Genomic DNA, 22380 nt, shown 5'->3' on the forward strand with positions numbered 1-22380 from the left:
TAGTTATCGCATCCAGCGCTTGGAACGTTTCAGTTCACGACGTCGTCCACGGCTTCGTGTTGCAAAGATTGACAGGGCGCGCGTGAAGCGGTGTTTAATCAGCGGATGCTTTCTCCTACGCTGTTGCTACCTCCAACAATCATTCTGGAGCTTCAGATGTCTGCGCTATCCGATCATGCTGGTTCTTGCACGTTGTCTCTTGATGCGTTGGTGAATTTGCTGGAGAAGATTTTCCTGCGCCATGGCACGTCGGCCGACGTCGCTCGGACCCTGGCCGAGAATTGCGCCTTCGCCGAGCGCGACGGGGCCCACAGCCATGGGGTGTTTCGCATCCCCGGCTATGTCTCGACGCTGAAGAGCGGCTGGGTCAATGGGCAGGCGGTGCCGGTGGTCGAGGACGTCGCCTCCGGGTTCGTACGGGTGGATGCCGCTAACGGTTTCGCCCAGCCAGCCCTGGCCGCAGCGCGCCCCTTGCTGGTGGAAAAGGCCCGTAGCGCCGGTATCGCGGTGTTGGCCATTCGCAACTCTCATCACTTCGCCGCCCTCTGGCCGGATGTCGAGCCTTTTGCCTATGAAGGCTTGGTGGCGTTGAGCGTGGTCAACAGCATGACGTGCGTGGTGCCCCATGGCGCGGACCGTCCTCTGTTCGGCACCAACCCCATCGCCTTCGCCGCGCCAAGGGCCGACGGCGAGCCAATTGTCTTTGACTTGGCCACCAGCGCCATCGCCCATGGCGACGTACAGATTGCCGCGCGCAAGGGCGAGTTGCTGCCGGCCGGCATGGGCGTGGACAGCCTCGGCCAACCGACGCGCGACCCCAAGGCCATTCTCGAGGGCGGAGCGCTGCTGCCGTTTGGCGGACACAAGGGGTCGGCGCTGTCGATGATGGTCGAGCTGCTGGCGGCGGCCCTGACGGGGGGCAATTTCTCGTTCGAGTTTGACTGGAGCAATCATCCAGGCGCCAAGACGCCATGGACCGGCCAATTGCTGATCGTGATCGACCCGAGCAAGGCCGCCGGGCTGGGCTTTGCCGAGCGCAGCCAGGAACTGGTCAGGCAGATGCACGGCGTGGGGCTCAAGCGCCTGCCGGGGGACCGTCGTCATCGCGAGCGCAGCAAATCCGTCGAGCGCGGCGTCACGCTGGATGAAACCACCCTGGCGCAATTGCGCGAGCTGGCCGGCGACTGAACGCGTCGGCTCAATCTGCGCAAGCCGCATTGGCTTGCACAGGTTGTGCGTGATGCGAACAGCGCCGTTGCCTTGCCGTGACACGCTGTCCCAAAGCCTTTTACTATGGCGGCTCTCTTTGCCCCGGAAAACGACTGGATGAGTAAGCCCGGCCAAACGGTGCTGGTTGCGCTGCGTAGAATGATCGCCTCGGGCGAACTGGCGGCGGGCGAGCGGCTGATGGAAATACCTACGGCCGAGTTATTCGGCGTTTCGCGAATGCCGGTGCGCATGGCCTTTCGGACGCTGGAACAGGAAGGGCTGCTGGTGCGCTTCGGCGGACGCGGTTTCCAGGTGCGCTCAGTCAGCGCCGAGGAAATCGCCGGAGCGGTGGAGGTACGCGGGGTGCTCGAAGGCCTGGCCGCGCGGCAGACGGCCGAGCGAGGTTTGTCCGACACGGCTCGTGCGACCCTTGAACAATGCCTGGTGCAAGGCGATCAACTGTTCGCCAAGGGGTATGTGACCGAGGAGGACCTGGAGGTCTATCACGACCTCAACATGCGCTTTCATCAGGTGATCGTCGAAGGCAGCCACAACCCCGCGATAGCCGATGCCCTGGCCCGCAACGATCATTTACCCTTCGCCTCAGTCACCGCCCTGGCGGTGGACCGCCAGAACATGGCCGGTGAATTTCGCCGTTTCAACTATGCGCACATGCAGCACCATTCCGTGTTCGATGCACTGATCCATCGCCAGGGCGCCCGTGCCGAAGCGATCATGCGCGAACATGCCAACGCCACCTTGCGCTACGCCGAAGTGTTCGGCTCGACACTGGCGGATGAGCGAATGAAGGTGATCCTGCGTTCAGAGTGAAAGCCCGTTGTGGAGCGTAATGCTGTTCACTTAAGGCAATGAGACAGACCTGTGGCGAGGGAGCTTGCTCCCGCTGGGCCGCGTAGCGGCCCCAAAACCTGCCAAATGCAGAGTATCAGACACACCGAATTCGCCAGTTTACGACTGCTTCGCAGCCGAGCGGGAGCAAGCTCCCTCGCCACGGGTCCATCATTTTTCCTAAATGAACCACAAGCTCCCACAGGGAGGATCTGGAAGTTAGAGATCCAACACCAGCAACGGCGTTTTCGAGCGGGAGCAACATGGCGTGAACTGGTCGTTGCAGGCCTGTTCTGCCTCGGTCAGGAACATGTCGCGGTGCTCGGGGACACCTTCCAGGACGCGGGTCAGGCAGGTGCCGCAAATGCCTTGTTCGCAGGAAATCGGAATCTCGATGCCATGGCTTTCCAACACCTGCACCACGCTGCGGTCCGCTGGTATATCGAACACCTGCCCACTGCGGGCAAGTTTCACTGAAAAGCTGCCGTCGGCGCGTGTATCGACGGGGGCAGCGGAGAAATATTCTCGGTGCAGGCGGGTTTCCTCCCAACCGTGGTGCCTGGCGGTGTCGAGTATGTATTGCATGAACCCGCCGGGCCCGCACACATAAAGGTGCAGGTCATCGGTGGGCGCGCAGAGCACCGCAGCGGCGTCCAGCAGGGTGTCGGGTTCTTCATCGAAATGCAGAAACACCCGGTCGGCATAAGGCGACAGGCGCAAGCGTTCGACAAAGGCCGCCCGCTCCCGGGACCGGGCGCAGTAATGCAGCTCGAACGCTGCCCCGTCCTGGGCCAGGAACTCCGCCATGCTCAGGATCGGCGTGATACCGATGCCGCCAGCAAACAGCAGGCTGCGCTGCGCTTCGGGGGCGAGGGGGAACAGGTTGCGCGGTTCGCTGATCTGCAAGCGGGTTCCCGGCTCGATCAACTCATGCATCGCGCGCGAACCGCCTCGCGACGCCGGGTCCCTGAGCACGCCGATCAGATAGCGATGCCGCTCTTCAGGATGATTGCACAAGGAATACTGGCGAATCATGCCCGTGGGCAAGTGCACATCAATGTGCGCTCCAGCGGTGAACGCTGGCAAAGGTTGCCCATCGACAGCGGTCAGTTCGTAGCCGCAAATGTCGAGGGCTTCATGATGACGTGCCGCAACCAGGACTTCGATCATGAGCGTTGCTCCACCGGTTGTGGCTGGTGAGTACTGGCAATCAAACCCGCCTGGGATTCGCGTTCACGGGCAATCCAGCGCTCGAGCACCCGGCGCGATTGCACGCCACCGGCGTCGATGTTGAGCTTGAGCAGGTTGCGTTGCGGATGATCCAGCAGGTTGCGCTGCTGACGTTCGAGCATTTCCAGGTCTTCGCTGAAAATCTTGCCCTGGCCTTCACGAATGGTCGCGGTGAGGGCCTCGTCCTGGGGTTGGAAGTGCCGGGCCATGCCCCAGAAATACCAGATGGAGGTCTCGGTTTCCGGCGTGATGAAATCCACCACGATGCTCGACGCCTTGAACTGTGGCGCGGCGTGATAGCCACCGTGGCCTGCGTGCGCAACGCCGACTTCGATCAACACATGGCTGGGCGGGGTGAAACGGCAGATCTGCCAGCGGTCCACCGGCACGTCGTCGGCCAGGTTATTGCCGCGCAACGCCATGCGCCAGAAGGGCGGCGCCATGATGTTTTCCATGTGACGGGCAGTGACCACTTCATCGCCGTTAACCGTGGTCTCTGGCGGCGCTTCGTCGATTTCCTTCTGACCGATGCTGGAAGCGTGCACGTAGGTTTCGTGGGTCAGGTCCATCAGGTTGTCGATCATCAGGCGATAGTCGCACTGGATATGGAACAGGCCGCCGCCGTAGGCCCATTCTTCATTTTCCGCCCATTCCAGAGGGTGGATCAGCGCCGGATCGGCGAGTGCCTGATCCCCCGGCCAGACCCAGATGAACCCATGGCGTTCCTGTACCGCGAAGGACTTGTTGCAGGGGAACCCCCGGACCCGTTGCCCCGGCATGTCGACGGTCTTGCCATCAGCGCCCATTACCAGGCCGTGGTAGCCGCACACCAAGTTACCGTTTTCCACATAACCCAAAGAGAGCGGGGCGCCACGGTGGGGGCAGAAGTCTTCCACGGCGGCGACCTTGCCCTCGTGCCCACGGTAGAAAACCATCTTCTCACCGCAGATCTGCCGACCCAGGGGCTTAGCGGCGATTTCATCGGGGGTGCAGGCAACGTACCAAGTGTTCTTGGGGTACATGACGGATCTCCAGGCGGGTATTGTTATTGTCTGTGGATCCATTAACCCTCTTAACTAATTTCCTTGTCAACGGCTTTAAAGGTGAAAACGGATGATTGGTTGTCTTCAATGGATCCATTGGTGAGCAACTGGAGGTTGGGCTCAGAATCGGTAGGCCGCCGGCACCTGCGCCTCGATGAAGCGCTGCATATGCTCCAGGAAACTGGCTTGTAGCCTGGAAATCGGCCCTTGGACGGGCAGGAGCATGCTGAAGTCCATTTCAATGGCCGGTTCAAAGGCCCGGAACACGATTGCTTCGCCGCGGTATTCAACCGCACTGATGGCATCTACCAGCGCCACTCCCAGGCCTTGCTCGACGAACGCACACATGGGCAGGGAGAGTTGGGTTTCCAGGCGTAATTGGCGGTCCACGCCGTGGGCCGCGAAGATCGCATCGATGTGTTGGCGCGAGCCGATGGATTGCGGGTACGAAATGAACGCTTCGCCCTGCAAGTCTTCCGGGCGGATCGTCATCTGCCCTTGCAAGCGGTGGCCAGCGGGCAGGGCGCAAAGCATGCGTGTCGCCAGGAGTTTTTCTGCCCGGGGGCTCGGGTAGGTATTGGGCAGCACGATCAGGCCCAGGTCGCAACGCTGGCCCACCACCAGGTCCACCACCTCCCGTGACGAATGCACCACCAGGGAAATTTGCACCTGGTCGTGCTCGGCCATGAACGCGGCAATGGCTCGCGGCAGAAACGACAAACCCATGGCCGGCGCGCAGGCGATGTGCAGCGAACCGCGCTTGAGCGTGCGAATGTCCTGGGCGGTGCGAGCAATGCGCTCCACGCCCAACAACGAGCGCTGCACTTCCTGATACAGCGTCATGGCTTCTGCGGTGGGTTGCAGCCGGCCCTTGACCCTGTCGAACAAGCTGAAGCCGATGTCCTCTTCCAGGCTGGCGATCAGCCGGGTCGCCGCCGGTTGCGAGATGTGCAGCATTTCGGCGGCGCGGGTCACGGTCTGGCCCAGGATCACGGCACGAAAGGCTTCCAGTTGGCGAAGGTTCATAGCGGTTGTCCAACCCATTACAAAAAGACATGAGCTGGCCAAAATAAAGCATTTTTCATCACGCCGACACCGCCCTAGGATCGTCTGCAATTCGTCAATAGAGCCGAAAAGCGGGTAATCCACCCGATAACCGGTGCCGACCACAGCGATTAGAGAACCATGCATAAAACTGATGTCATTGTCGTGGGAGGCGGCCTGGTGGGGATGTCCATCGCTTATGGGCTGGCCCTGCTCGGGCGCCAAGTGAGCGTGCTCGACGAAGGTGACGATGCCATTCGCGCCGCCCGGGGCAACTTCGGTTTGTTGTGGGTCCAGGGCAAGGGCTACCGGATGAGCCCTTACGCGCAGTGGACCCGCGACTCGGTGGCGCTCTGGCCGCGCTTGGCCAGCGCATTGCACGCCGACACCGGCATCGATGTTCATCTGCGTCAGCAGGGCGGTTTCCAGCTATGCCTGAGCGATGCCGAAATGAACGAGGAAAGTCATCGCCTCGGCTGGCTGCGTGAAGCCCTTCAGGGCGATTACCCCTATGAACTGCTGGACGCCGCGCAACTGCGTGTCCGCTTGCCCGGCGTCGGGCCGGAGGTGGTGGGTGGTTGTTTTTCGCCCATGGATGGCCACGTCAACCCACTCAAGCTGCTTCGCTCGCTCTACGCGGCCTGTCTGTCCCGTGGGGTAAAGCTCATCAACGGCCTCCACATCGACGCAATCGAGGCGCTTGCGACGGGTTTTGAGTTGCGCGCAGGGCCGCAGCGCTGGGCGGCGCGTCAAGTCGTGCTAGCGGCGGGTCTGGGCAATCGCGTGTTGGGAGCCATGGTGGGGCTGGATGTACCGGTGCAGCCTAATCGCGGTCAGATCCTGATTACCGAACGGCTCAAGCCTTTCCTGCATTACCCCACCACCTATGTGCGCCAGACCGACGAGGGCACAGTACAACTGGGCGATTCCCACGAGTCCGCCGGCTTCGACGACGGCACTGGCAGCCAGGTCATGGCCATGATCGCCCGGCGCGCCGTGCAGTGTTTCCCACGATTGGCCGAGGTGCGCCTGGTGCGGGCCTGGGGCGCGCTGCGAGTGATGAGCGCCGATGGCTTGCCGATCTACGAAGCGCCCCAGGCCTGTCCGGGGTTGTCGATTGTCAGCTGCCACAGCGGCGTGACGTTGGCGGCGGTCCACGCCTTGCGCCTGGCGCCGTGGATTGCCGGCGAGTTCGACGAGCCGGCAGTGAAGCTGTTCGGCCTGCAACGCTTCAACCCGCAAGCAGAGGTGCGCCATGTCGGCTGACTGCCTGTTCCGGCCGCTGGCCTCGAACCCTCACACCGTGCAAATCGAATTCGAGGGCACGTCGTTGTCCGTGCCTGGCGATGTATCCCTGGCTGCGGCACTGCTTGCCAGCGGCATTCGCCATACCCGCGAAAGCGCTGTCAATGGCCGCCCCGGCGCGCCCTATTGCATGATGGGCGTTTGCTTTGAATGCCTGGTTGAAGTCGACGGCCAAGCCAATGTGCAGGCCTGCCTGGTGCTGGTGCGTCCGGGCCTGCGCGTGCGCCGACAACGTGGGGCTGCCGACCTGGTCCTGCGGGAGGCGCGCGCCGATGAGTAACGCCGCCATCGACCTGATCATCATTGGTGCCGGACCGGCGGGCATGGGCGCGGCTCTGGAAGCCAGGGCCCACGGTATGTCGGTGGTGGTGCTGGACGAGCAGGCCAGCCCGGGCGGGCAGATTTATCGCCAGGTGCTGGAAGCCGACGCCCGCCGCCGTGCCGTGCTGGGCGACGACTACAACGTCGGGGCGAAACTGGCCGCCGATTTCCTCCAGTGCGGCGCCCGCTACCTGCCCAACGCCGCGATCTGGCAAGTGACGCCGCAACGCCAGGTTCACTACCTGATCGAAGGCCGCGCCGAGGTCTTGCAGGCGCGCCATCTGTTGATCGCCACCGGTGCCTTCGAGCGACCGATGCCAATCCCCGGCTGGACCGTGCCGGGCGTCATGACCGCTGGCGCCGGACAAATCCTGCTCAAGAGCGCGGCGTTGGTGCCGGCTTGTCCGTTGGTGCTGGCCGGCTGTGGCCCCTTGCTGTACTTGCTGGCGGTGCAATACCTGCGCGCCGGCATTGCCATCGAGGCCCTGGTGGACACCAGTAAGCGCGGCGATCTGCTGCGGGCCTGGCGCATGGTTCCCGCCGCGTTGCGCGGCTGGCGTGACCTGCTGAAAGGGCTCGGGCTGCTGGCCGAATTGAAACGCGCCGGCATCCGGCATGTTCGCGGTGCCTGCAACCTGGAGGTTGAAGGGACGGATCGGGCCCGCGCCCTGGTTTTCGACAGCGAAGGCCAGCGGCAGCGCATCCCCGCAGAGCTGATCCTGCTGCACCAGGGCGTGGTGCCGAACACGCAGATCAGTTGGTCGTTGCGCCTGGAACACGATTGGAGCGAACAGCAATTGTGCTGGGTCGCCCGCCGCGACGCGTGGGGCGAAACCAGCGTGCCGGGCATTTTCATCGCCGGTGACAGTGGCGCCATCGGCGGCGCTGGGGTCGCACGACTGGAAGGTCGCCTGGCCGCCCTGGCGATGGCCGGCGAATCGGCGCAGGCCCGTCCTGTGCAGCAGGCATTGCATCGCGCTCGCGCCGCACGGCCGCTGCTCGATGCGCTGTACCGGCCCCCGCCAGGACACCGTATTCCCGCTGACGACGTGACGGTTTGCCGTTGCGAAGAAGTCAGCGCTGGCGACATCCGCCGTCATGTCGACCTCGGCTGCCTGGGGCCGAACCAGACCAAAGCCTTCGGTCGCTGCGGGATGGGCCCGTGCCAGGGGCGCCAGTGCGGCCTGAGCGTCACCGAGATCATCGCCGGGCATCGCCAGGTAACGCCCGCCGAAGTCGGTTACTACCGCATCCGTTCGCCTCTAAAACCCATCACGCTCGCCCAATTGGCTGGCGAAACTCTCCCCGTCGAGGAACCCTCATGAGTATTCAACGCATCGAAAGCAACCCACGCCTGAGCCGCAGCGTCGTGCACAACGGCGTGGCCTGGCTCAGCGGAATCGTCGCCGCCGATTGCAGCCAGGGCATCGAAGGCCAGACCCGCCAGGTGTTGCAACGGGTGGACGAATTGCTGGCCGCTTCGGGCAGCGACAAGCAGCGCCTGCTCAGCGTGCAGATGTGGATGAAGGACATGGGCCGGGATTTCGCTGCGATGAACGCGCTGTGGAGCGACTGGGTCGACGCCGCGCAAACCCCGGCCCGAGCCACGGCCCAGGTGGCTTTCGACGACCCCGAGATTTTGCTGGAGCTGATTGTCACCGCGGCGGTCTGAGGCCGCTGGCCGTGACACCGCTGTGCCGTTACCGGCGAGGCGACCGCCAGAGTCGTCGCCCGGGCTTGTTCACATTGCCGCTGCCATAACGGACGACTTCTGTGGAGCGTCCGGAACCAATAACATCGCATCTGGAGCAAATGAATGAACGTTAAACGCATTGCTTTGAAACTCGGCCTCGTCTCGCTGCTGGCCTTCGGCGCGAGTGTGCACGCCACCGAACCCTCCCTGCGTATCGGCATCGAGGCAGCTTACCCGCCGTTCGCCTCGAAAACCCCGGACAACACCATCGTCGGCTTCGACTACGACATCGGCCAGGCATTGTGCGCCGAGATGAAGGTCCGCTGCGTGTGGCAGGAACAAGAGTTCGACGGCTTGATTCCGGCGCTCAAGGTGAAGAAGGTCGACGCGGTGATTTCCTCCATGTCCATCACCCCCGAGCGCTTGAAGTCGGTGGATTTCACTGACCGCTACTACCGTATCCCGGCCCGCCTGGTGTTTCGCAAGGGCAGCGGCATCAGCGATATACCCGCGCAGCTCAAAGGCAAGCGGATCGGCGTGCAGCGGGCGACCAACTTCGATCGATATGTCACCGATCACTTTGCCCCGGCGGGTGCCGAGGTCGTCCGCTATGGTTCGCAGAACGAAATCTTCCTCGACCTGCTGGGCGGGCGCCTGGACGCGACCATGGCCAGTTCGGTGGTGATCGACGAAAGCCTGCTCAAGCGTCCCGAAGGAAAGGATTTCGAATTTATCGGTCCCAATTTCACCGAAGAGCAATATTTCGGCACGGGTATCGGCATTGCCGTGCGCCAGAACGACGCGCTGGCAGGCCGCTTCAACCAAGCGTTGGCGACGATCCGCGCCAACGGCACTTACGACACGATTCGCCGGAAATATTTTGATTTCGATATCTACGGCGAATAATCATTGGCAGGTCTTGGCCCGCAGGCATTGCCTGGCGGGCTTTCTGTAACAGCGCACGGGGTGATTCATGAAAACCAAAGCGGTACTCACTGAGCAAGACGTTGCCATGTTGCTGGTAGCGGCCAAGGATCTGGCGCATCAGCGGGAATGGGCGGTGTCGATCTGCGTGGTAGACGATGGAGGCCATCCGCTGGGGCTGTCGCGCCTGGACGACGCTTCGCCGCTATCGGCTTATATCGCCACCGAGAAAGCCCGCACCGCCGCCGTGGGGCGACGCGACAGCAAGGTGTTCGAGGACATGATCAACGGCGGTCGCTACGCTTTCCTCAGCGCCCCGCACCTGCAAGGCATGCTCGAAGGTGGCGTGACCATCCGTCACGACGGCCAATGCATCGGCGCCATCGGCGTGTCCGGCGTCAAGGCTGAGCAGGATGCGGAACTGGCCCGGCTGGCGGTGGAGATTGTGTTGTCGACTCTCACGCCGGATGCCTGAAGCTGACAGTCGACCTGTGGGCGCCACAAAACAAGGGCCACCCACAGACCCAATGTGGGAGCGGGCTTGCTCGCGAAGGCGTCGTGTCAGCTTGCATCGATGTTGAGCCGCGACCGCGAGCAAGCCCACACAAAGGGATTGCACAAATCTTCCAGACGTCATCGCCATCAGCGGTTAATCTGCTCCGGACGGATACACACTACGAGGCGGCTCATGACAGCGCGCAACTGGATCGATCTCAAGCAGGACGCCACGTCTGGCATCGAGACCGTGCGCGCGCATTTCGAGGGGCATGCCTATGACCCTCATTGGCATGATGCGTACCTGGTGGGCGTGACCGAGCAGGGCGTGCAGCAATTTCATTGCCGTCGCCAGCAGCACAACAGCACGCCAGGCAAGGTGTTCCTGCTTGAACCCGGCGAGTTGCATGACGGCCACGCGCCCCACGACAAGGGTTTCACCTACCGCACGCTGTACCTGGAACCCCTTTGGCTGGAGCGCGAATTGCGCTCGTTGTTCGACGAAGCGCCAGATAACGCCCAACTGGGGTTTGCCGCCACCCTGACGGACGACGCACGCCTGGCGAGCGCCACGGCCCTGGCGTTCCAGAGCCTGCACGAGGAGGAAATCCGCATCGTGCGCCAGACGGCCCTCGATACGCTGTTGGCCAACCTGACCCAACACCTGCATTGGCGGGCGCGGATCAATCCGGACCCAAGACTGCCCTTGGTGGCGCAACAGGCCCGGGATTATCTGCACAGCCACCTGCATGAAGACATCGGGCTGGATGATCTGGCGCAGGTGACCGGCGTCGATCGTTTCCGCTTGACCCGTGCGTTCAAGGCCGCTTTTGGCCTGGCGCCCCATGCCTACCTGATCCAACTGCGCCTGGCCCGCGCCCGGCGTTTGCTGGCCCGTGGCGAAAGCGCCGTGGCCGTGGCGGCCGTGCTTGGTTTTGCCGACCAGAGCCACCTGGGGCGCTGGTTCCAGCGTGCCTATCGACTGAGCCCGGCGGACTATCGCAAGCGCTGCTCAATTGTTCCAGACTGAGCAGGACTTCTTGGGGATGATCAAGCGATCGATCCTTCACCGAGAAGTTGCTCCATGGACCAGTTATTGCCGTTTGCCTTGTTTGCATTTGTCGCCTCCATCACCCCAGGCCCCACCAACATCCTGGTGCTGAGCCATAGCTCGCGCTTCGGTCTGGCAACTACCTTGCCGATCATCCTCGGCGCCTGCGCCGCAGCGGCCTTGCTGGTGCTCCTGGTCGGCACGGGGCTGGGCGATGTGCTGGCGCGCCACGCCTCGATCCAAACGGCGCTTTCATGGGCGGGCATCGCCTGGCTGAGCTGGATGGCCTGGCAGATTTTCCGCGCACCGGCCCAGGCCATCGACCCCGACCGGCCGGTTGAAGGCCCGCGGCTGGGCTTGGCGGGGGCGGCCGGATTGCAGTTAGTGAACCCGAAAACCTGGATGATGGCGCTGGCGGTGGTCAGCGTCTTCGCAGGGGCTGAGGCCGACCGTACCGTTCGCGTCCTCTGGCTGTCCCTGGCGTTCTTCGCCATTTCGATCCCGTGCATGACGGTCTGGGCATACCTGGGCCGTGGCGCAGCCCGATTCTGTCGTTCCGCCGTGGCGATGGGGCGTTTCAACCGGGCCATGGCGGTGCTGTTGCTGGTGTCGGCATGGTTGACGCTGGTGGTGTAGCGCCTCGATCGACGTGGGCGCAAATCTACCTGACGAAATTGTAATTTTTCTTTCGAAACCCCTCGTACGCCGAAACAGTCGACCGAGTACCGCCCCTGTCCAGGCGCGGTACAACGATCAATCGACCTTCGCTAGAGGAGATTCTCCATGAACACACAGTACGAGGCATGTATCGCCGAATGCGTTGCCTGCGCAATGGCTTGTGAGGCCTGCGCATCCGCCTGCCTGCGCGAACAGAACGTACAGATGATGGCCCGGTGCATCGAACTGGACCGCGACTGCGCCGACCTGTGCCGTCTCGCCGCCACGCTGATGAAGCGAGACAGCAGCGTCGCCGCAGCGTTGTGCAAAGTTTGCGCAAGTATTTGCCGCGCGTGCGCTGAGGAGTGCGCCAAGCACGACGCGGAGCACTGCCAGGCATGCGCCAGGGCTTGCCAGGCTTGCGCAACCGAATGCGAGCGCATGGCGGCCTGATTTCCAAAGGCATCGACGTAACTGAACCGCCGCTGTCGCCAGCGAGCTCGTTCCCACCGTTTTTGCAATGGTCCATCGTGGGAGCGAGCTTGCTCGCGATGGTATGCAACCCCTTGCAACGGTTGCGGGGTTTCATAAAAGCACCGATTTGGAGAGCATCGGTCGCGCCAACGCTTGGCGCCTTGCCCTATTTCGAATGCTCAATCGCCCCCAAGGAAGGAGGTGCTACATGTCGTCCCTCGACACTCACGTCGATTTTATCCAGGCCCGGTTACCCGCCTGGCTCAAACACGCTTCGCGGCCGCGCCAGGAGCGTTTCAAGGCCATTGCCCAGCAGCTACAGCGCGACAGCGATGCGCTCAACGCACTGCTGACCGACCTGGCCGCTCCCGACACGTTTACCCTCGACCTGTTGCAGGCGCAGCCGGCCGTGCAGGCATGGCGCTTGGTCAATGGCGCCGGTAGCGCTAAGGATGCGATACGACGGGCGAGGGTCAGGCGCGAGCCCTTTGGGGCCTCGCTGTCGGTGATCGAAGCCGCAATGCGCAACTTTCCGCCCGCCGACGCAGCCACTGACAGCGAATTCGATAAAAAAGGCGAGCTGTTCATCAAGGGCCAGCCGGCAGAGTTTTATCGTTGGGGCGCGCCCTCGGCTATCGCGGCATTGCCCATGGCCCCAGCCGATTTCGCGCAGCTGTGTCGAAGCGTGGACGCGGGTGGGGCTTATCAGCGCTTGCTCGAACAGCGGCTGCCGCGAATCGGCAATGAAACGCCGACCGTCGCCAAGGCATACATGGCCTATGCGTGCAGCCAGCTCGTCTATGACGCCTACGAGGCGAAGCTGGATGGACGCCTGGACGAGACTGGCGAGCGCTTGCTGGCCCATGTCGGCGTGCAGCTCGAAGATCCACCGGTCGCGCCCCTGGTCTGTGAAGTCAAGGCACTGGAAGTGCTGTCCGTGCCGTTGTTCGGTGCTCGGGTGTATTGGGGGATGGCAGGGGACGCCAAGGGCGTGCGCCCGGTCGTCTTGCACATGCCCCACGACGTGGTTGCACCCATCCAGCAATTCCCCAGTTTGCAGGCCATGGCTGCGCAGCTGACCGAGCGGGTACGCAAGCGCAGCTACCGCACAAGCCTGATGCGTTACCTCCCGATGCGTCTGCAAGCCCGGTTGGGGGAGGCGCTGCATGACCAGGTGGAATGGGAGATACAGGACAACCCCAATCTTTTCCAAGAGATCCACGCGCGCATTGTCGGATGGCGCGATGGCGAGCCTGGCGAGGATGACAACCCCCGGCGCATCCGGGTTCCGGCGCCCCGCGTGCCCTGGAGCCTGGGCGATGTGCGTGAAAGTCACTGGGCCGACGGTTATCACGAGTGGCGCACCCACACCCTGGCGAACGCCTCGACACTGATGGTGCCTACCAAAGTCGTGGACTGGCAGGCGCTGCTGGCACGCCTGGAATATTGGGAAAGCCTAGCCGAGCGCTCGCTAATGCTTGCCGTCAGCTTCATCCCGTTCTGCGCGCCCATCGGCATGGCCGCCGCAGCGGTGGGGGGGGTGCGTTTGGTCTACGAGTTTTTCGAAGGCATCCAGGCGTTCAACGAAGGCCACGCGCAGGAAGGCATCAATCACATCTTCAACGTTTTGTTCGGCATCGCTCAGGGCGCGTATCTCGGCTTCGTCGGTGGCGCTGTCGAACCCATGCCGTTGAGTGACGGCACGACGCGTCTCTGGAATGGCGATGTCACATCGTTCCAGGCCCGAGGCCGGCCTCCCATGGAAGCCGAGCAGGACGCCTGGGGTGTCTGGCGGACGGCAAACCAGGCCTGGGTGCAGGTCGAGGGCCATTATTTCGAGGTGCAAGGGCGCGCCGATGCCTTGGACTTGCGCCTGCCCGCCGGCCATCGGGGCGTGACGCCCCTGTTGGAATGGAGCCGTTCACGCGGCTGGCGATGGGCCCATCGCAACCCGTTGCAGCGCAGCAGCCTGGAATTGCTACGAGACTTTGCCGAGACACCGGACGAACTCGACGACCGAACCCTTCTTGCCGTGCAACGGCAGGTGGGCATTGACGAGGCGCACCTGCGTTATTTGCAAGTGAGCGGGCAGCCGATTCCGGCCATCTTCGCCCAAGCGCTGGATGAAACACGCAACTGGCAAGCGCTGCAGCAGGTCATGGGCCGCCTGCGGCGCGATGAGCCGCCGGGCAGCGTGCCGATTCGAATCGCCCAGACCCTCGCCGAGTTGCCGGGGTGGCCCAGGGATCTGCTGCTGCGCTATCACGACGGTGACCGGATTCATTCGGCGGGTGATACCACCGCCAGGCGCGTTCTCGATGTGCACGGAACAGACCTGCAACTGGACGCCTGGGCAGATCGCATCCTGACCGAGCTCAGCGCGGATGAGCAGCGCGCACTGCTGGGGCAAAGCCCCCTGGGTTTACGCCCGGTGGAGCTGAGTCGGTTGTTGGCCGGGCGCTGGTCCGGATATCTGGAGCGCAATGCCACGCAAGTGCTGGCAGGCATGGCGCGGCCCACCGTGCTTGAGCCGTTGGCGGCTCCCTTGGTCCGTGCTTTTCCCAGCCTGCCGGAGTCCATCGCCAACGAGCTGGCCAGCCAGACTCAAGGCCAGGACCGCCTGCGCCTGCAAGCCGGCCGGATAACCGCAACCCTGGCCAAGCAATGCGTCGAGGCCCTGGGTGAGCTGCGTCTGACCCGCGCCTTGCGGGCCCTGGAACGCGGCGAAAGCAGCCCCGACCGCGACCGCATCGTCATGGGTCTGCTTGGCGAAACCCGCTCTTTGCGCGGTCGATTGAACCTGCGCCTTGAATCGGCCGAGCTGTTGGAACCGCTCGAAGTGGGCGAAGCAGGGCCATTGAAAGTGATTCGTGAGGAAAACTCGACCTATCAAGCTTTTGACGAACAGGGTCACGAACTCGGGGCAGGCGGCTTGGAGTCGGCGTTGCTGAGCGCTTTACCGGACGAAGCTCGCAAGGCGCTGGACCTGGACATCTGGGAAGCGACCCGGCTGCGCCAGGTATTGCTCGAACAGGCCCTTGGCGATCGGCAAGGCCTGCGCCGGTTCTTGCAGCTCAAGGCCCTCGACAGCGCCGGGCCCGGACCGCAATGGCTGAACGAACGCCTGGGCTATCCGCTGAGCGGGCGCGGGCGGCTACCGTTGCAGCGCTGGCGCGGCAGCCTCCAGGCTCGTCTCGAACGGCTGTTTCCCTATTACGCCGGGGATGCCCTCACGCGGCTTCAGCACAGCCTGACTGAACAGGCCGGACGTGAGGGCATCAGCCTGGATGACTTGGTCAACCGCTTGACCAATGACTGGGCGACCCTGGATGAAGGGCTGCGCCAGTGGGAAGTCGAGGAGGACTTTCATCACCCTGTCGAGAGCCAATACGAACGTGAAGAGCTGCTCACGCTGCGCAGGGAAGTGGCGAAGGAAATCCGTCGGGCCTGGCGACGTGAGCCCGATCCAAGCCGGGAGGACAGCGAGCTGATATTGCGCCTGTCGGGATGGGACATTGGCCGGCTTCCGCCGCTGAGCGCGCGTTTCGAGCACATCGAAGAGCTGATGCTCGCCCATACGGGCCTCACTGAAGACCCTTCGGATTTCCTGCGGCTATTCCCCAACCTCGAAACGTTGCGCCTGCACGGTAATCGCCTCACCGCAGTGCCGGCGGCGGTCGGCGAGTTTCGCAGCCTGCTGGAACTGTCACTGGGCAAGAATCCGCTCGACCTGAAGGCGGATGCATTCGCCCCGCTGTTGGGCGCCGACCGTGCTCCTCGGCTACAGGAACTGAACCTGTCCGAGGTCAGCGGCGGGGCAGCGTCCAGCGCCGAAAGGGCCGTGGCCATCGGCCGCCTGGCTCAGTTGCCCGCGCTGCGCGAGTTGGTCTGGTCCGACAATGTGCATTTCACTGGCGAGGAGTTGCAGGCCATCACCGCGTTGCCAGGGCTGCGCACACTGGACCTGACGCGCTGTGGCCTGCGCCTGGACGAGGAGGGCAGCGCCTTCTTGCGAACGGCCACGACTGTCAGGGACTTGCGCCTGAGCGGCAACAACTGCCGCGATTTGCCTGACCTGCCCGAACTGGTATCCCTTGAGGCGCTGGAGCTGGCCAACGCAGCGCTGGAGCGCGTGCCGGCGCTGGCATTGCGGTTGCTGTCCAAGTCTTCATCCGAACCGATCTTCATCGACCTCAAGGGCAACCGCATCACTGACATCCAAAGTGACCTGATTCCGGCGCTGGGCAACATGCCGACGGGTAATACCCTCGGCTTGTGGCTTGAAGACAATCCGCTCCCCAGCGCCCAGATCGGGACCCTGCGCGCCGTGGATACCCAGGCCTTTCGCTACACCGCCGACGACTGGCTGGAAAACTTCCCTGAACTCCAGCGAGCACTGGAGGTGGCGCGCGACGATGCCGGGGGGCGGCGTTTCATCGATTGGTACTGCGGCCTCATCCGTGACGCCGACGCCGAAGTGCCGGGCGGGCTGGCCTTCGGAGATCGTCAACGGGCGACGAGTATCCTGCAGTACTACACTGGATTCCCCGATCTCTACGCCGACCTCTCGACCCGGATCGCGGATTTCGACCAGCAACTGGCTCAACTGCGCACCCGCTTGCAAGCGCGCGTCCTGGACCGGTTGGTGCCAGACGTCGCCGAACTGGAAGTGCATTTCCAGATGTTCCAAGTGGTCCAGCGGGCGCGCCTCGACTCCCAGGCCGTGCCGTTCTCAAGTTTCCTCGTCAGTCATCATGACTATTGGAGCCGGGTGCTCAGCAGCCGCTATCCGGAGATTGCGCAGCGCCGGGCGGCGATGACCCGCGAGGGGTTCATCAACTGGCTCAGCGATGCCCAGGACACCTTCAACGGTAACGACCAGACGCCTCGCGTCGGTGAACTGACCTGGCGACCCTACCTGGGCTTGATGTCCCGGGACTGGTCCGAAGGCCTGGCCGTCTGGGACACGGTAGAAGAGAGCCTGGTGGATGCCTTCAGCGAACCGGTGGACCCTTCCCATTGGCCCCAGGTGCTGCTGGACAACCTGGCGCAACCGGACGTGGACCTGCCCAGCGCGCTGGAGTCCATCACGCTACCTACTGGCATCGTCTGGCAACGGGTGAGGCTCGAAGCCGTGGCGGATGTGGAGTGGACCGCAGGCGCGCCGGTGATGCTGAGCGAGGATCAGCTACGACGCACCATGGCCATCTATCGCTCGGTCAAGAGCCGTGAAGTCGAAGCCATGGTGAGGCGTATTACCACCGGCCTGGTCAGCCCCTGGTGGTCGCGGCGATTGAATTAGTCACTGCGGTTCAAAGCGCCTGGCTGACCGGCGTGGTCCTGAACACCAAGGCTTTGAGGCCGCATTCCGGATCGGCGTCGGGAAACTCCGGCGGGTTTTCCAGGCGCTGTTCGAATATCAGCCCCGGGGCTTCGCGTGTGACGCCGTCAATCAGGAAGTCGGTGCCGGTGGCCGGATCGTTGCTGCATGCCAGCACCGTGCCTCGGGCGGTGAGCAGTTCCGGCAAGCGCCGCAGGACGCGCTGATAATCCTTGGTCAGCAGGAAACTGCCTTTCTGGAAAGTTGGCGGGTCGATGATCACCAGGTCGTACGGCCCGCTGTTGATCACCTTGCCCCAGGACTTGAACAGATCGTGGCCGAGAAACGTCACCTGGCCCAGGTCATGACCGTTAAGGCGATGGTTGTCGCGGCCACGGCTCAGGGCGGCGCGGGACATGTCCAGATTGACCACGTGCCGAGCCCCGCCAGCGATGGCCGCCACCGAAAAACCGCAGGTGTAGGCGAACAGATTGAGCACCCGTTTGCCATCGGCATTGGCACGGACCCAGTCGCGGCCGTAGCGCATATCCAGGAACAGGCCATTGTTCTGTTTCTTGCCCAGGTCGATCCGGTAGCGCAGGCCGCCTTCGGTCAGGGTCCATTCCTCTATCGGCTCGCCCACCAGCCACTGGGTGAGGCTTTGCGGCAGGTAGCGGTGCTGCACGGCCAGGGTATGGGCGGTGCTGTGTTGCCAGGCGGGCGAGGTGGCCAGGGCCAGCAACATCGACAGCAGGTCGTCCAGTTGCGTCGGTTCCGGTTCCTTGAACAATGAGACCAGCACCACGCCTTCGAGCCAGTCGACGGTAATCTGTTCCAGGCCCGCCCAGCATCGGCCGCGGCCATGGAACAGGCGACGGGTTTGCTCGGGCACCGAAACCAGCGCCGTCAGTAAATGAGTCTGCAGGATTTGAAGGGCTTCAAGGTTCATCGTACAAGGCCGGCAATTCGAAGGGCCGGCATCTTAACCGCTAGCCACCGCTGGTAGCGAGAATACTGGCCACCTGTTGCGGCCGGCAGTTGAGGTAGGCCGAACGCTTGAGCCAGCCCGGGTCCGGGTACCAGGAAAACATGAATTGCCCGCCCTTGAGCTTATCGATCACTTGGCGCGCCACTTGCGGCCGCACGGCAGGGCAACCCTGGCTGCGCCCGATGCGACCTTGGCGGGCGCTCCACAACGGGTTCACATAATCGGCGGCGTGGATCACGAGGGCGCGGTCGCGTGCCTGGTCGTTGAAACCCGGTTCCAGGCCGTCCATGCGCAGCGAATAACCGTGGGTGCCCTGATAGCTTTCCTGGGTGCGGAACAGCCCCAGGCTGGACTGGTAACTGCCCAGGCGATTGGAGAATTGGGTCGCGAAGTTCTCCCCGGATTTCTGCCCGTGGGCCACCAGGTCGCGCAATACCAGCTTCTTCTGGTTCAGGTCGAAGATCCACAGGCGACGGGCGGTGGAGGGCTGCGAGTAATCGATCACTGCAAGGTGGCGAGCCTGTCGTGCGCCATTGGCAACGGCGCACTGCATGGCGCTCAAGGCGCTTTTAAGGGCCAGGGGATTGAGTTCCGGCGCGGCGTGGGCGAGGCTGTTGTAGAGGCCCTGGGTATTTTTGCTTTCGGCAAACGCCGGGTTGCAGAGCACGCCCAGGCTTGTCACGGCCAGGCAGAACCGACGCAGGAAAGTCAGCACAGAAGAAAAATCCCCAAGCAAGTATTTATCTGCGGCATCCCGTCCGGTTTGAAATGTTGGCATGATGGCGGGCAGTACCTGTCGCAAAGTCAACCGTCAACGAGACGGCCATGGATTGGAGTAAAGCAGTTGTTCAAAGCGTCCGTATGTTACTTGAGCCTTTTATTGCTCGCTGCGCCATTGGTCGCGACGGGCGAAGACGCTCCGCTTGCTGAAGCGACACCCGTCCAGGGCGCGCTCGCTCAATTGTCGGTGGCGTGTCCGACGTTGGCGGCCGGCGTCGATTTTCCGACAATGATCAGCTTGCAGGCGTTTTACCAGCAAAACGCAGGCCAGCCGGCCTGGGCGGGCGCCGAACGGTTAACGCTGCTGCGCGACCAGTTGCAGCAACTGGCCGATGACGGGTTGGATCCAGCGCGCTACAGCCTGCCCGACGACGGCACTGTCGAGGGTGCGCCGTGCACCGACATCGCCATTACCCAACGCTACCTCCAGGCGCTGTATGAATTGCGCTTCGGTTACCTGTCGCAAGAGCGGCTGGAGCCTGTGTGGCGGGCCCATCCGAAACTGCAAGACCGACAGGCCGAGGTAGTGGCCATCGCTGGGCCAGGGTTGCAAGACCTCGCCAAGGCTTTCGAGCAAGCCCGGCCGAGCCTGGAGTTCTACCGCAACTTGCGCCTGGCCTATGCGCAGCGGCGCCAGCAACCGTTGTCCGATTGGCAGCCGGTTCCCGCAGGGGCGCTGTTGCAGCCGGACAAACAGGACGCTCGCGTGCCCGCGCTGGCGCAGCGATTGTTCAACGAAGGTTATCTGGGCGCGCCGCCCCGGGTCGTCGATGATCGATACAACCCTGACCTGGTCGAGGCGATGAAGCGCTTCCAGCTCCAGCATTCATTGCAGGCTGACGGCGTGGTAGGCCCCTGGACCGTCACCGAGCTGAACATCAGCGCGGCCATGCGGCGCGAGCAACTGCGCGTCAACCTGGAACGAATGCGTTGGCTGGCCCAGGACCTTGAACCCGACAGCGTGCTGGTCAACGTCGCGGCCGCCCAGCTGACGGTCTACCGAGGTGGCGCACCGGCATGGCAAACCCGTACCCAGGTGGGACGTGCCGAGCGGCAGACGCCGCTGATCAAGTCCAACATCACGCGCCTGACGCTCAATCCGACGTGGACCATCCCACCGACCATCATGCGCGAAGACAAGCTGCCGGAGATCCGCCGCGACCCCGAGTTCCTCGCTCGGCATAACCTCAGGATCCTCGACCGCGACGGCCTGCCGTTGGCCGCGGAGGCGATCGACTGGGAGCACCCCGGCGACTTGATGCTGCGCCAGGACCCCGGCCCGAAGAACCCACTGGGCAAAATGGCGATCCGTTTCCCCAATCCGTTTTCTGTATACCTGCACGACACCCCCAGCCAATCATTGTTCGCCAAGGGACCACGAGCGTTCAGCTCAGGGTGCGTGCGAATCGAGCAGGCGATGCAACTGCGTGACTGGCTGGTGAACCCAGCCGAGCGCGTCAGGACCGACACCTTGCTGGCCAGCGAACTGACCCATGAGTTCCGGTTGGCCAAGCCCGTGCCGATCCTGCTGGGTTATTGGACGGTTCAAGCCGATCACCAGGGGCAACTGCTTTATGTCCCGGACATCTACGGACGCGATCATGCTTTGTCGGTCGCCCGACCCCGTGCGCTCTGAACCCTGGGCAGCAATTGGCGGCCAAGATCATAGGCCGTGGCCAGGTGCTGGGCAGGGTCAAGGGTTTCCGAATCGAGCAGGCGCAGGGAGGTCATTACGCGGGCGCCACAATAATCGAAAATGCCGTGGTCGATCTGGGTCGTCATCGCCGCGCCGTAACCATGGCGCAGGAAAGTCCCTTGATCGGCACCGCCCACGGCCACCAAGTGCACCTTCATATGCCCGAGTTTCTTGACGAACGGAGCATCGAGGCTGAACTCGAACGCCCAGCCGTTGGAAAACACCCGGTCGATCCAACCCTTGAGCAACGCCGGCATCGACCACCAATAGATGGGATACACCACGACCAGTGTATCGGCCCGCTCGATTCTGGCCTGCTCAGCCAACACGTCCACTGGCGGCGCGGCCTCGCCATGGTGGACCGCATGGTCGGCAAATGTGTAGCGCGGGTCGAAGCCCTCGGCGGCCAGGTCGGCCATTTCGAAGGTGTCGCTGGGGTTCGCTTGGACCAAGCCCTCGGCGATTTTCCGAGCGATGCCATGGGTCAGGGATTGTGGGTCATGATGGGCAACGACAAAGAGTGCGTGCATAGCGGAACTCCTTCTGACAAAAAACGGTAAAAAGCGACTAAGCTACGTTTGGTAAGCTACCCTTAGTAAACTAAGCCATTAAGTTACGGTTGGTAAAGTAAGCATGTCAAGCAGCGAAGCCAATGCAGCACCTTCAGCCGCGCCACGCCGACGTCTGTCCCGCGAGGATCGGCAGCGTCAGTTGCTGGACGTCGCCTGGCAATTAATACGGGAGGAGGGCACCGAGGGCCTGACCCTGGCCCGGCTCGCCGAGCACGCGGGCGTCACCAAACCCATTGTTTATGACCACTTCACCACGCGGCCCGGGCTCCTGGCGGCGTTGTACAAGGATTTCGATGCCCGCCAGACGGCATTGATGGACGCAACGCTTGAGGCAAGCGAAGCGACCCTCGACAGTCGAGCCCGGGTCATTGCCTCGGCTTATGTGGACTGTGTGTTGCTGCAAGGGCGAGAGATCTCCGGTGTGGTCGCGGCGCTGAACAGCTCACCGGAGCTGGAAACCATCAAGCGGGAATATGAAGCGATTTTTCTCGACAAATGCCGGGCCGTCCTCCAGCCCTACGCCGGCGCCAAAGTCCTGAGCCAGGCAGGGTTGCGGGCAATGCTCGGGGCCGCGGAAGCCTTGTCCAACGCAGCGGCGACTGGCGAGATCAACGCCGACGAGGCCAAGCGGGAGCTTTTCATCACCATCGTTGCGATGGTCGAAAGAAATGCCCGCGACAGCATTCCAGGTACTGCTGCCGGCTAACCCGTGGCGAGGGAGCTTGCTCC

General features: G+C 63.1%; 20 protein-coding genes. 14 read left to right on the forward strand and 6 right to left on the reverse strand.

Translation table 11 applies throughout. The features are described 5' to 3' along the window. Positions 1 to 156 precede the first annotated feature (156 nt). Both AD663_RS13245 and AD663_RS13250 read left to right on the forward strand, forming a co-directional pair. Complete coding sequence (locus tag AD663_RS13245; protein ID WP_003181605.1) at positions 157 to 1188, forward strand: Ldh family oxidoreductase; 1032 nt, start codon at positions 157 to 159, stop codon at positions 1186 to 1188. A 138-nt stretch (positions 1189 to 1326) separates the two neighbouring features. Beyond that, the gene (locus AD663_RS13250; protein WP_003181607.1) at positions 1327 to 2040 is read left to right on the forward strand and encodes a GntR family transcriptional regulator; all 714 of its coding nucleotides are present in this window, start codon (positions 1327 to 1329) and stop codon (positions 2038 to 2040) included. Between the two features lie 237 nt (positions 2041 to 2277). On the opposite strand, the gene AD663_RS13255 is transcribed toward AD663_RS13250, so the two are convergent. The 3 genes from AD663_RS13255 to AD663_RS13265 all read right to left on the reverse strand — a co-directional run bounded on the left by AD663_RS13255 (position 2278) and on the right by AD663_RS13265 (position 5357). Continuing rightward, complete coding sequence (locus tag AD663_RS13255; RefSeq protein ID WP_003181609.1) at positions 2278 to 3228, reverse strand: PDR/VanB family oxidoreductase; 951 nt, start codon at positions 3226 to 3228, stop codon at positions 2278 to 2280. Next, the gene (locus tag AD663_RS13260; RefSeq protein ID WP_003181610.1) at positions 3225 to 4310 is read right to left on the reverse strand and encodes an aromatic ring-hydroxylating dioxygenase subunit alpha; all 1086 of its coding nucleotides are present in this window, start codon (positions 4308 to 4310) and stop codon (positions 3225 to 3227) included. Before AD663_RS13260 ends, AD663_RS13255 begins: the two co-directional genes overlap by 4 nt. Positions 4311 to 4451: 141 nt before the next feature. Then, a complete protein-coding gene (locus tag AD663_RS13265; RefSeq protein ID WP_003181611.1) occupies positions 4452 to 5357 on the reverse strand; it encodes a LysR substrate-binding domain-containing protein in 906 nt (301 codons plus the stop codon). A gap of 159 nt (positions 5358 to 5516) precedes the next feature. Here AD663_RS13265 and AD663_RS13270 point away from each other — a divergent pair, with 159 nt between their 5' ends. The 10 genes from AD663_RS13270 (at position 5517) to AD663_RS13315 (ending at position 17597) form a co-directional block, all read left to right on the forward strand. Beyond that, complete coding sequence (locus AD663_RS13270) at positions 5517 to 6641, forward strand: FAD-binding oxidoreductase (protein ID WP_053213890.1); 1125 nt, start codon at positions 5517 to 5519, stop codon at positions 6639 to 6641. Beyond that, positions 6631 to 6960, forward strand: a complete 330-nt coding sequence (locus AD663_RS13275; RefSeq protein ID WP_053213891.1) for a (2Fe-2S)-binding protein — start codon at positions 6631 to 6633, stop codon at positions 6958 to 6960. Before AD663_RS13270 ends, AD663_RS13275 begins: the two co-directional genes overlap by 11 nt. Beyond that, the gene (locus tag AD663_RS13280) at positions 6953 to 8326 is read left to right on the forward strand and encodes an NAD(P)/FAD-dependent oxidoreductase (protein ID WP_053213892.1); all 1374 of its coding nucleotides are present in this window, start codon (positions 6953 to 6955) and stop codon (positions 8324 to 8326) included. Before AD663_RS13275 ends, AD663_RS13280 begins: the two co-directional genes overlap by 8 nt. Then, on the forward strand, positions 8323 to 8673 hold the full coding sequence (locus tag AD663_RS13285; protein ID WP_053213893.1) for a RidA family protein: 351 nt from the start codon (positions 8323 to 8325) through the stop codon (positions 8671 to 8673). Before AD663_RS13280 ends, AD663_RS13285 begins: the two co-directional genes overlap by 4 nt. A gap of 144 nt (positions 8674 to 8817) precedes the next feature. Further along, positions 8818 to 9600, forward strand: a complete 783-nt coding sequence (locus AD663_RS13290) for an ABC transporter substrate-binding protein (RefSeq protein WP_053213894.1) — start codon at positions 8818 to 8820, stop codon at positions 9598 to 9600. A gap of 67 nt (positions 9601 to 9667) precedes the next feature. Next, the gene (locus tag AD663_RS13295) at positions 9668 to 10093 is read left to right on the forward strand and encodes a heme-binding protein (RefSeq protein ID WP_053213895.1); all 426 of its coding nucleotides are present in this window, start codon (positions 9668 to 9670) and stop codon (positions 10091 to 10093) included. A 213-nt stretch (positions 10094 to 10306) separates the two neighbouring features. Continuing rightward, positions 10307 to 11143, forward strand: a complete 837-nt coding sequence (locus AD663_RS13300; RefSeq protein WP_003181627.1) for an AraC family transcriptional regulator — start codon at positions 10307 to 10309, stop codon at positions 11141 to 11143. Positions 11144 to 11197: 54 nt separating this feature from the next. Continuing rightward, positions 11198 to 11800: a LysE family translocator gene (locus AD663_RS13305; RefSeq protein WP_003181629.1), complete on the forward strand. Its 603-nt coding sequence runs from the start codon at positions 11198 to 11200 to the stop codon at positions 11798 to 11800. A gap of 147 nt (positions 11801 to 11947) precedes the next feature. Further along, positions 11948 to 12274, forward strand: coding sequence for a four-helix bundle copper-binding protein (locus tag AD663_RS13310; RefSeq protein WP_053213896.1), 327 nt, complete (start codon positions 11948 to 11950; stop codon positions 12272 to 12274). A gap of 229 nt (positions 12275 to 12503) precedes the next feature. Further along, the gene (locus AD663_RS13315) at positions 12504 to 17597 is read left to right on the forward strand and encodes a dermonecrotic toxin domain-containing protein (RefSeq protein ID WP_053213897.1); all 5094 of its coding nucleotides are present in this window, start codon (positions 12504 to 12506) and stop codon (positions 17595 to 17597) included. Positions 17598 to 17607: 10 nt separating this feature from the next. Here the strand turns inward: AD663_RS13315 and AD663_RS13320 are convergent, their stop codons facing one another. Both AD663_RS13320 and AD663_RS13325 read right to left on the reverse strand, forming a co-directional pair. Further along, positions 17608 to 18564: a class I SAM-dependent methyltransferase gene (locus AD663_RS13320; protein ID WP_003181634.1), complete on the reverse strand. Its 957-nt coding sequence runs from the start codon at positions 18562 to 18564 to the stop codon at positions 17608 to 17610. Between the two features lie 40 nt (positions 18565 to 18604). Continuing rightward, a complete protein-coding gene (locus AD663_RS13325) occupies positions 18605 to 19318 on the reverse strand; it encodes a murein L,D-transpeptidase catalytic domain family protein (protein ID WP_003181636.1) in 714 nt (237 codons plus the stop codon). A gap of 129 nt (positions 19319 to 19447) precedes the next feature. Between AD663_RS13325 and AD663_RS13330 the strand changes: the two genes are divergently transcribed. Next, on the forward strand, positions 19448 to 21019 hold the full coding sequence (locus tag AD663_RS13330; protein ID WP_003181638.1) for a murein L,D-transpeptidase: 1572 nt from the start codon (positions 19448 to 19450) through the stop codon (positions 21017 to 21019). Here AD663_RS13330 and AD663_RS13335 read toward each other — a convergent pair. Continuing rightward, positions 20983 to 21609, reverse strand: coding sequence for an NAD(P)H-dependent oxidoreductase (locus AD663_RS13335; RefSeq protein WP_003181640.1), 627 nt, complete (start codon positions 21607 to 21609; stop codon positions 20983 to 20985). The two genes, AD663_RS13330 and AD663_RS13335, sit on opposite strands and share 37 nt — an antisense overlap. A gap of 103 nt (positions 21610 to 21712) precedes the next feature. Here AD663_RS13335 and AD663_RS13340 point away from each other — a divergent pair, with 103 nt between their 5' ends. Further along, complete coding sequence (locus AD663_RS13340) at positions 21713 to 22357, forward strand: TetR/AcrR family transcriptional regulator (RefSeq protein ID WP_003181643.1); 645 nt, start codon at positions 21713 to 21715, stop codon at positions 22355 to 22357. Positions 22358 to 22380 lie beyond the last annotated feature (23 nt).

It is taken from the genome of Pseudomonas sp. Q12-87, assembly GCF_001269755.1.
Taxonomy (GTDB): Bacteria; Pseudomonadota; Gammaproteobacteria; order Pseudomonadales; family Pseudomonadaceae; genus Aquipseudomonas; species Aquipseudomonas fluorescens_S.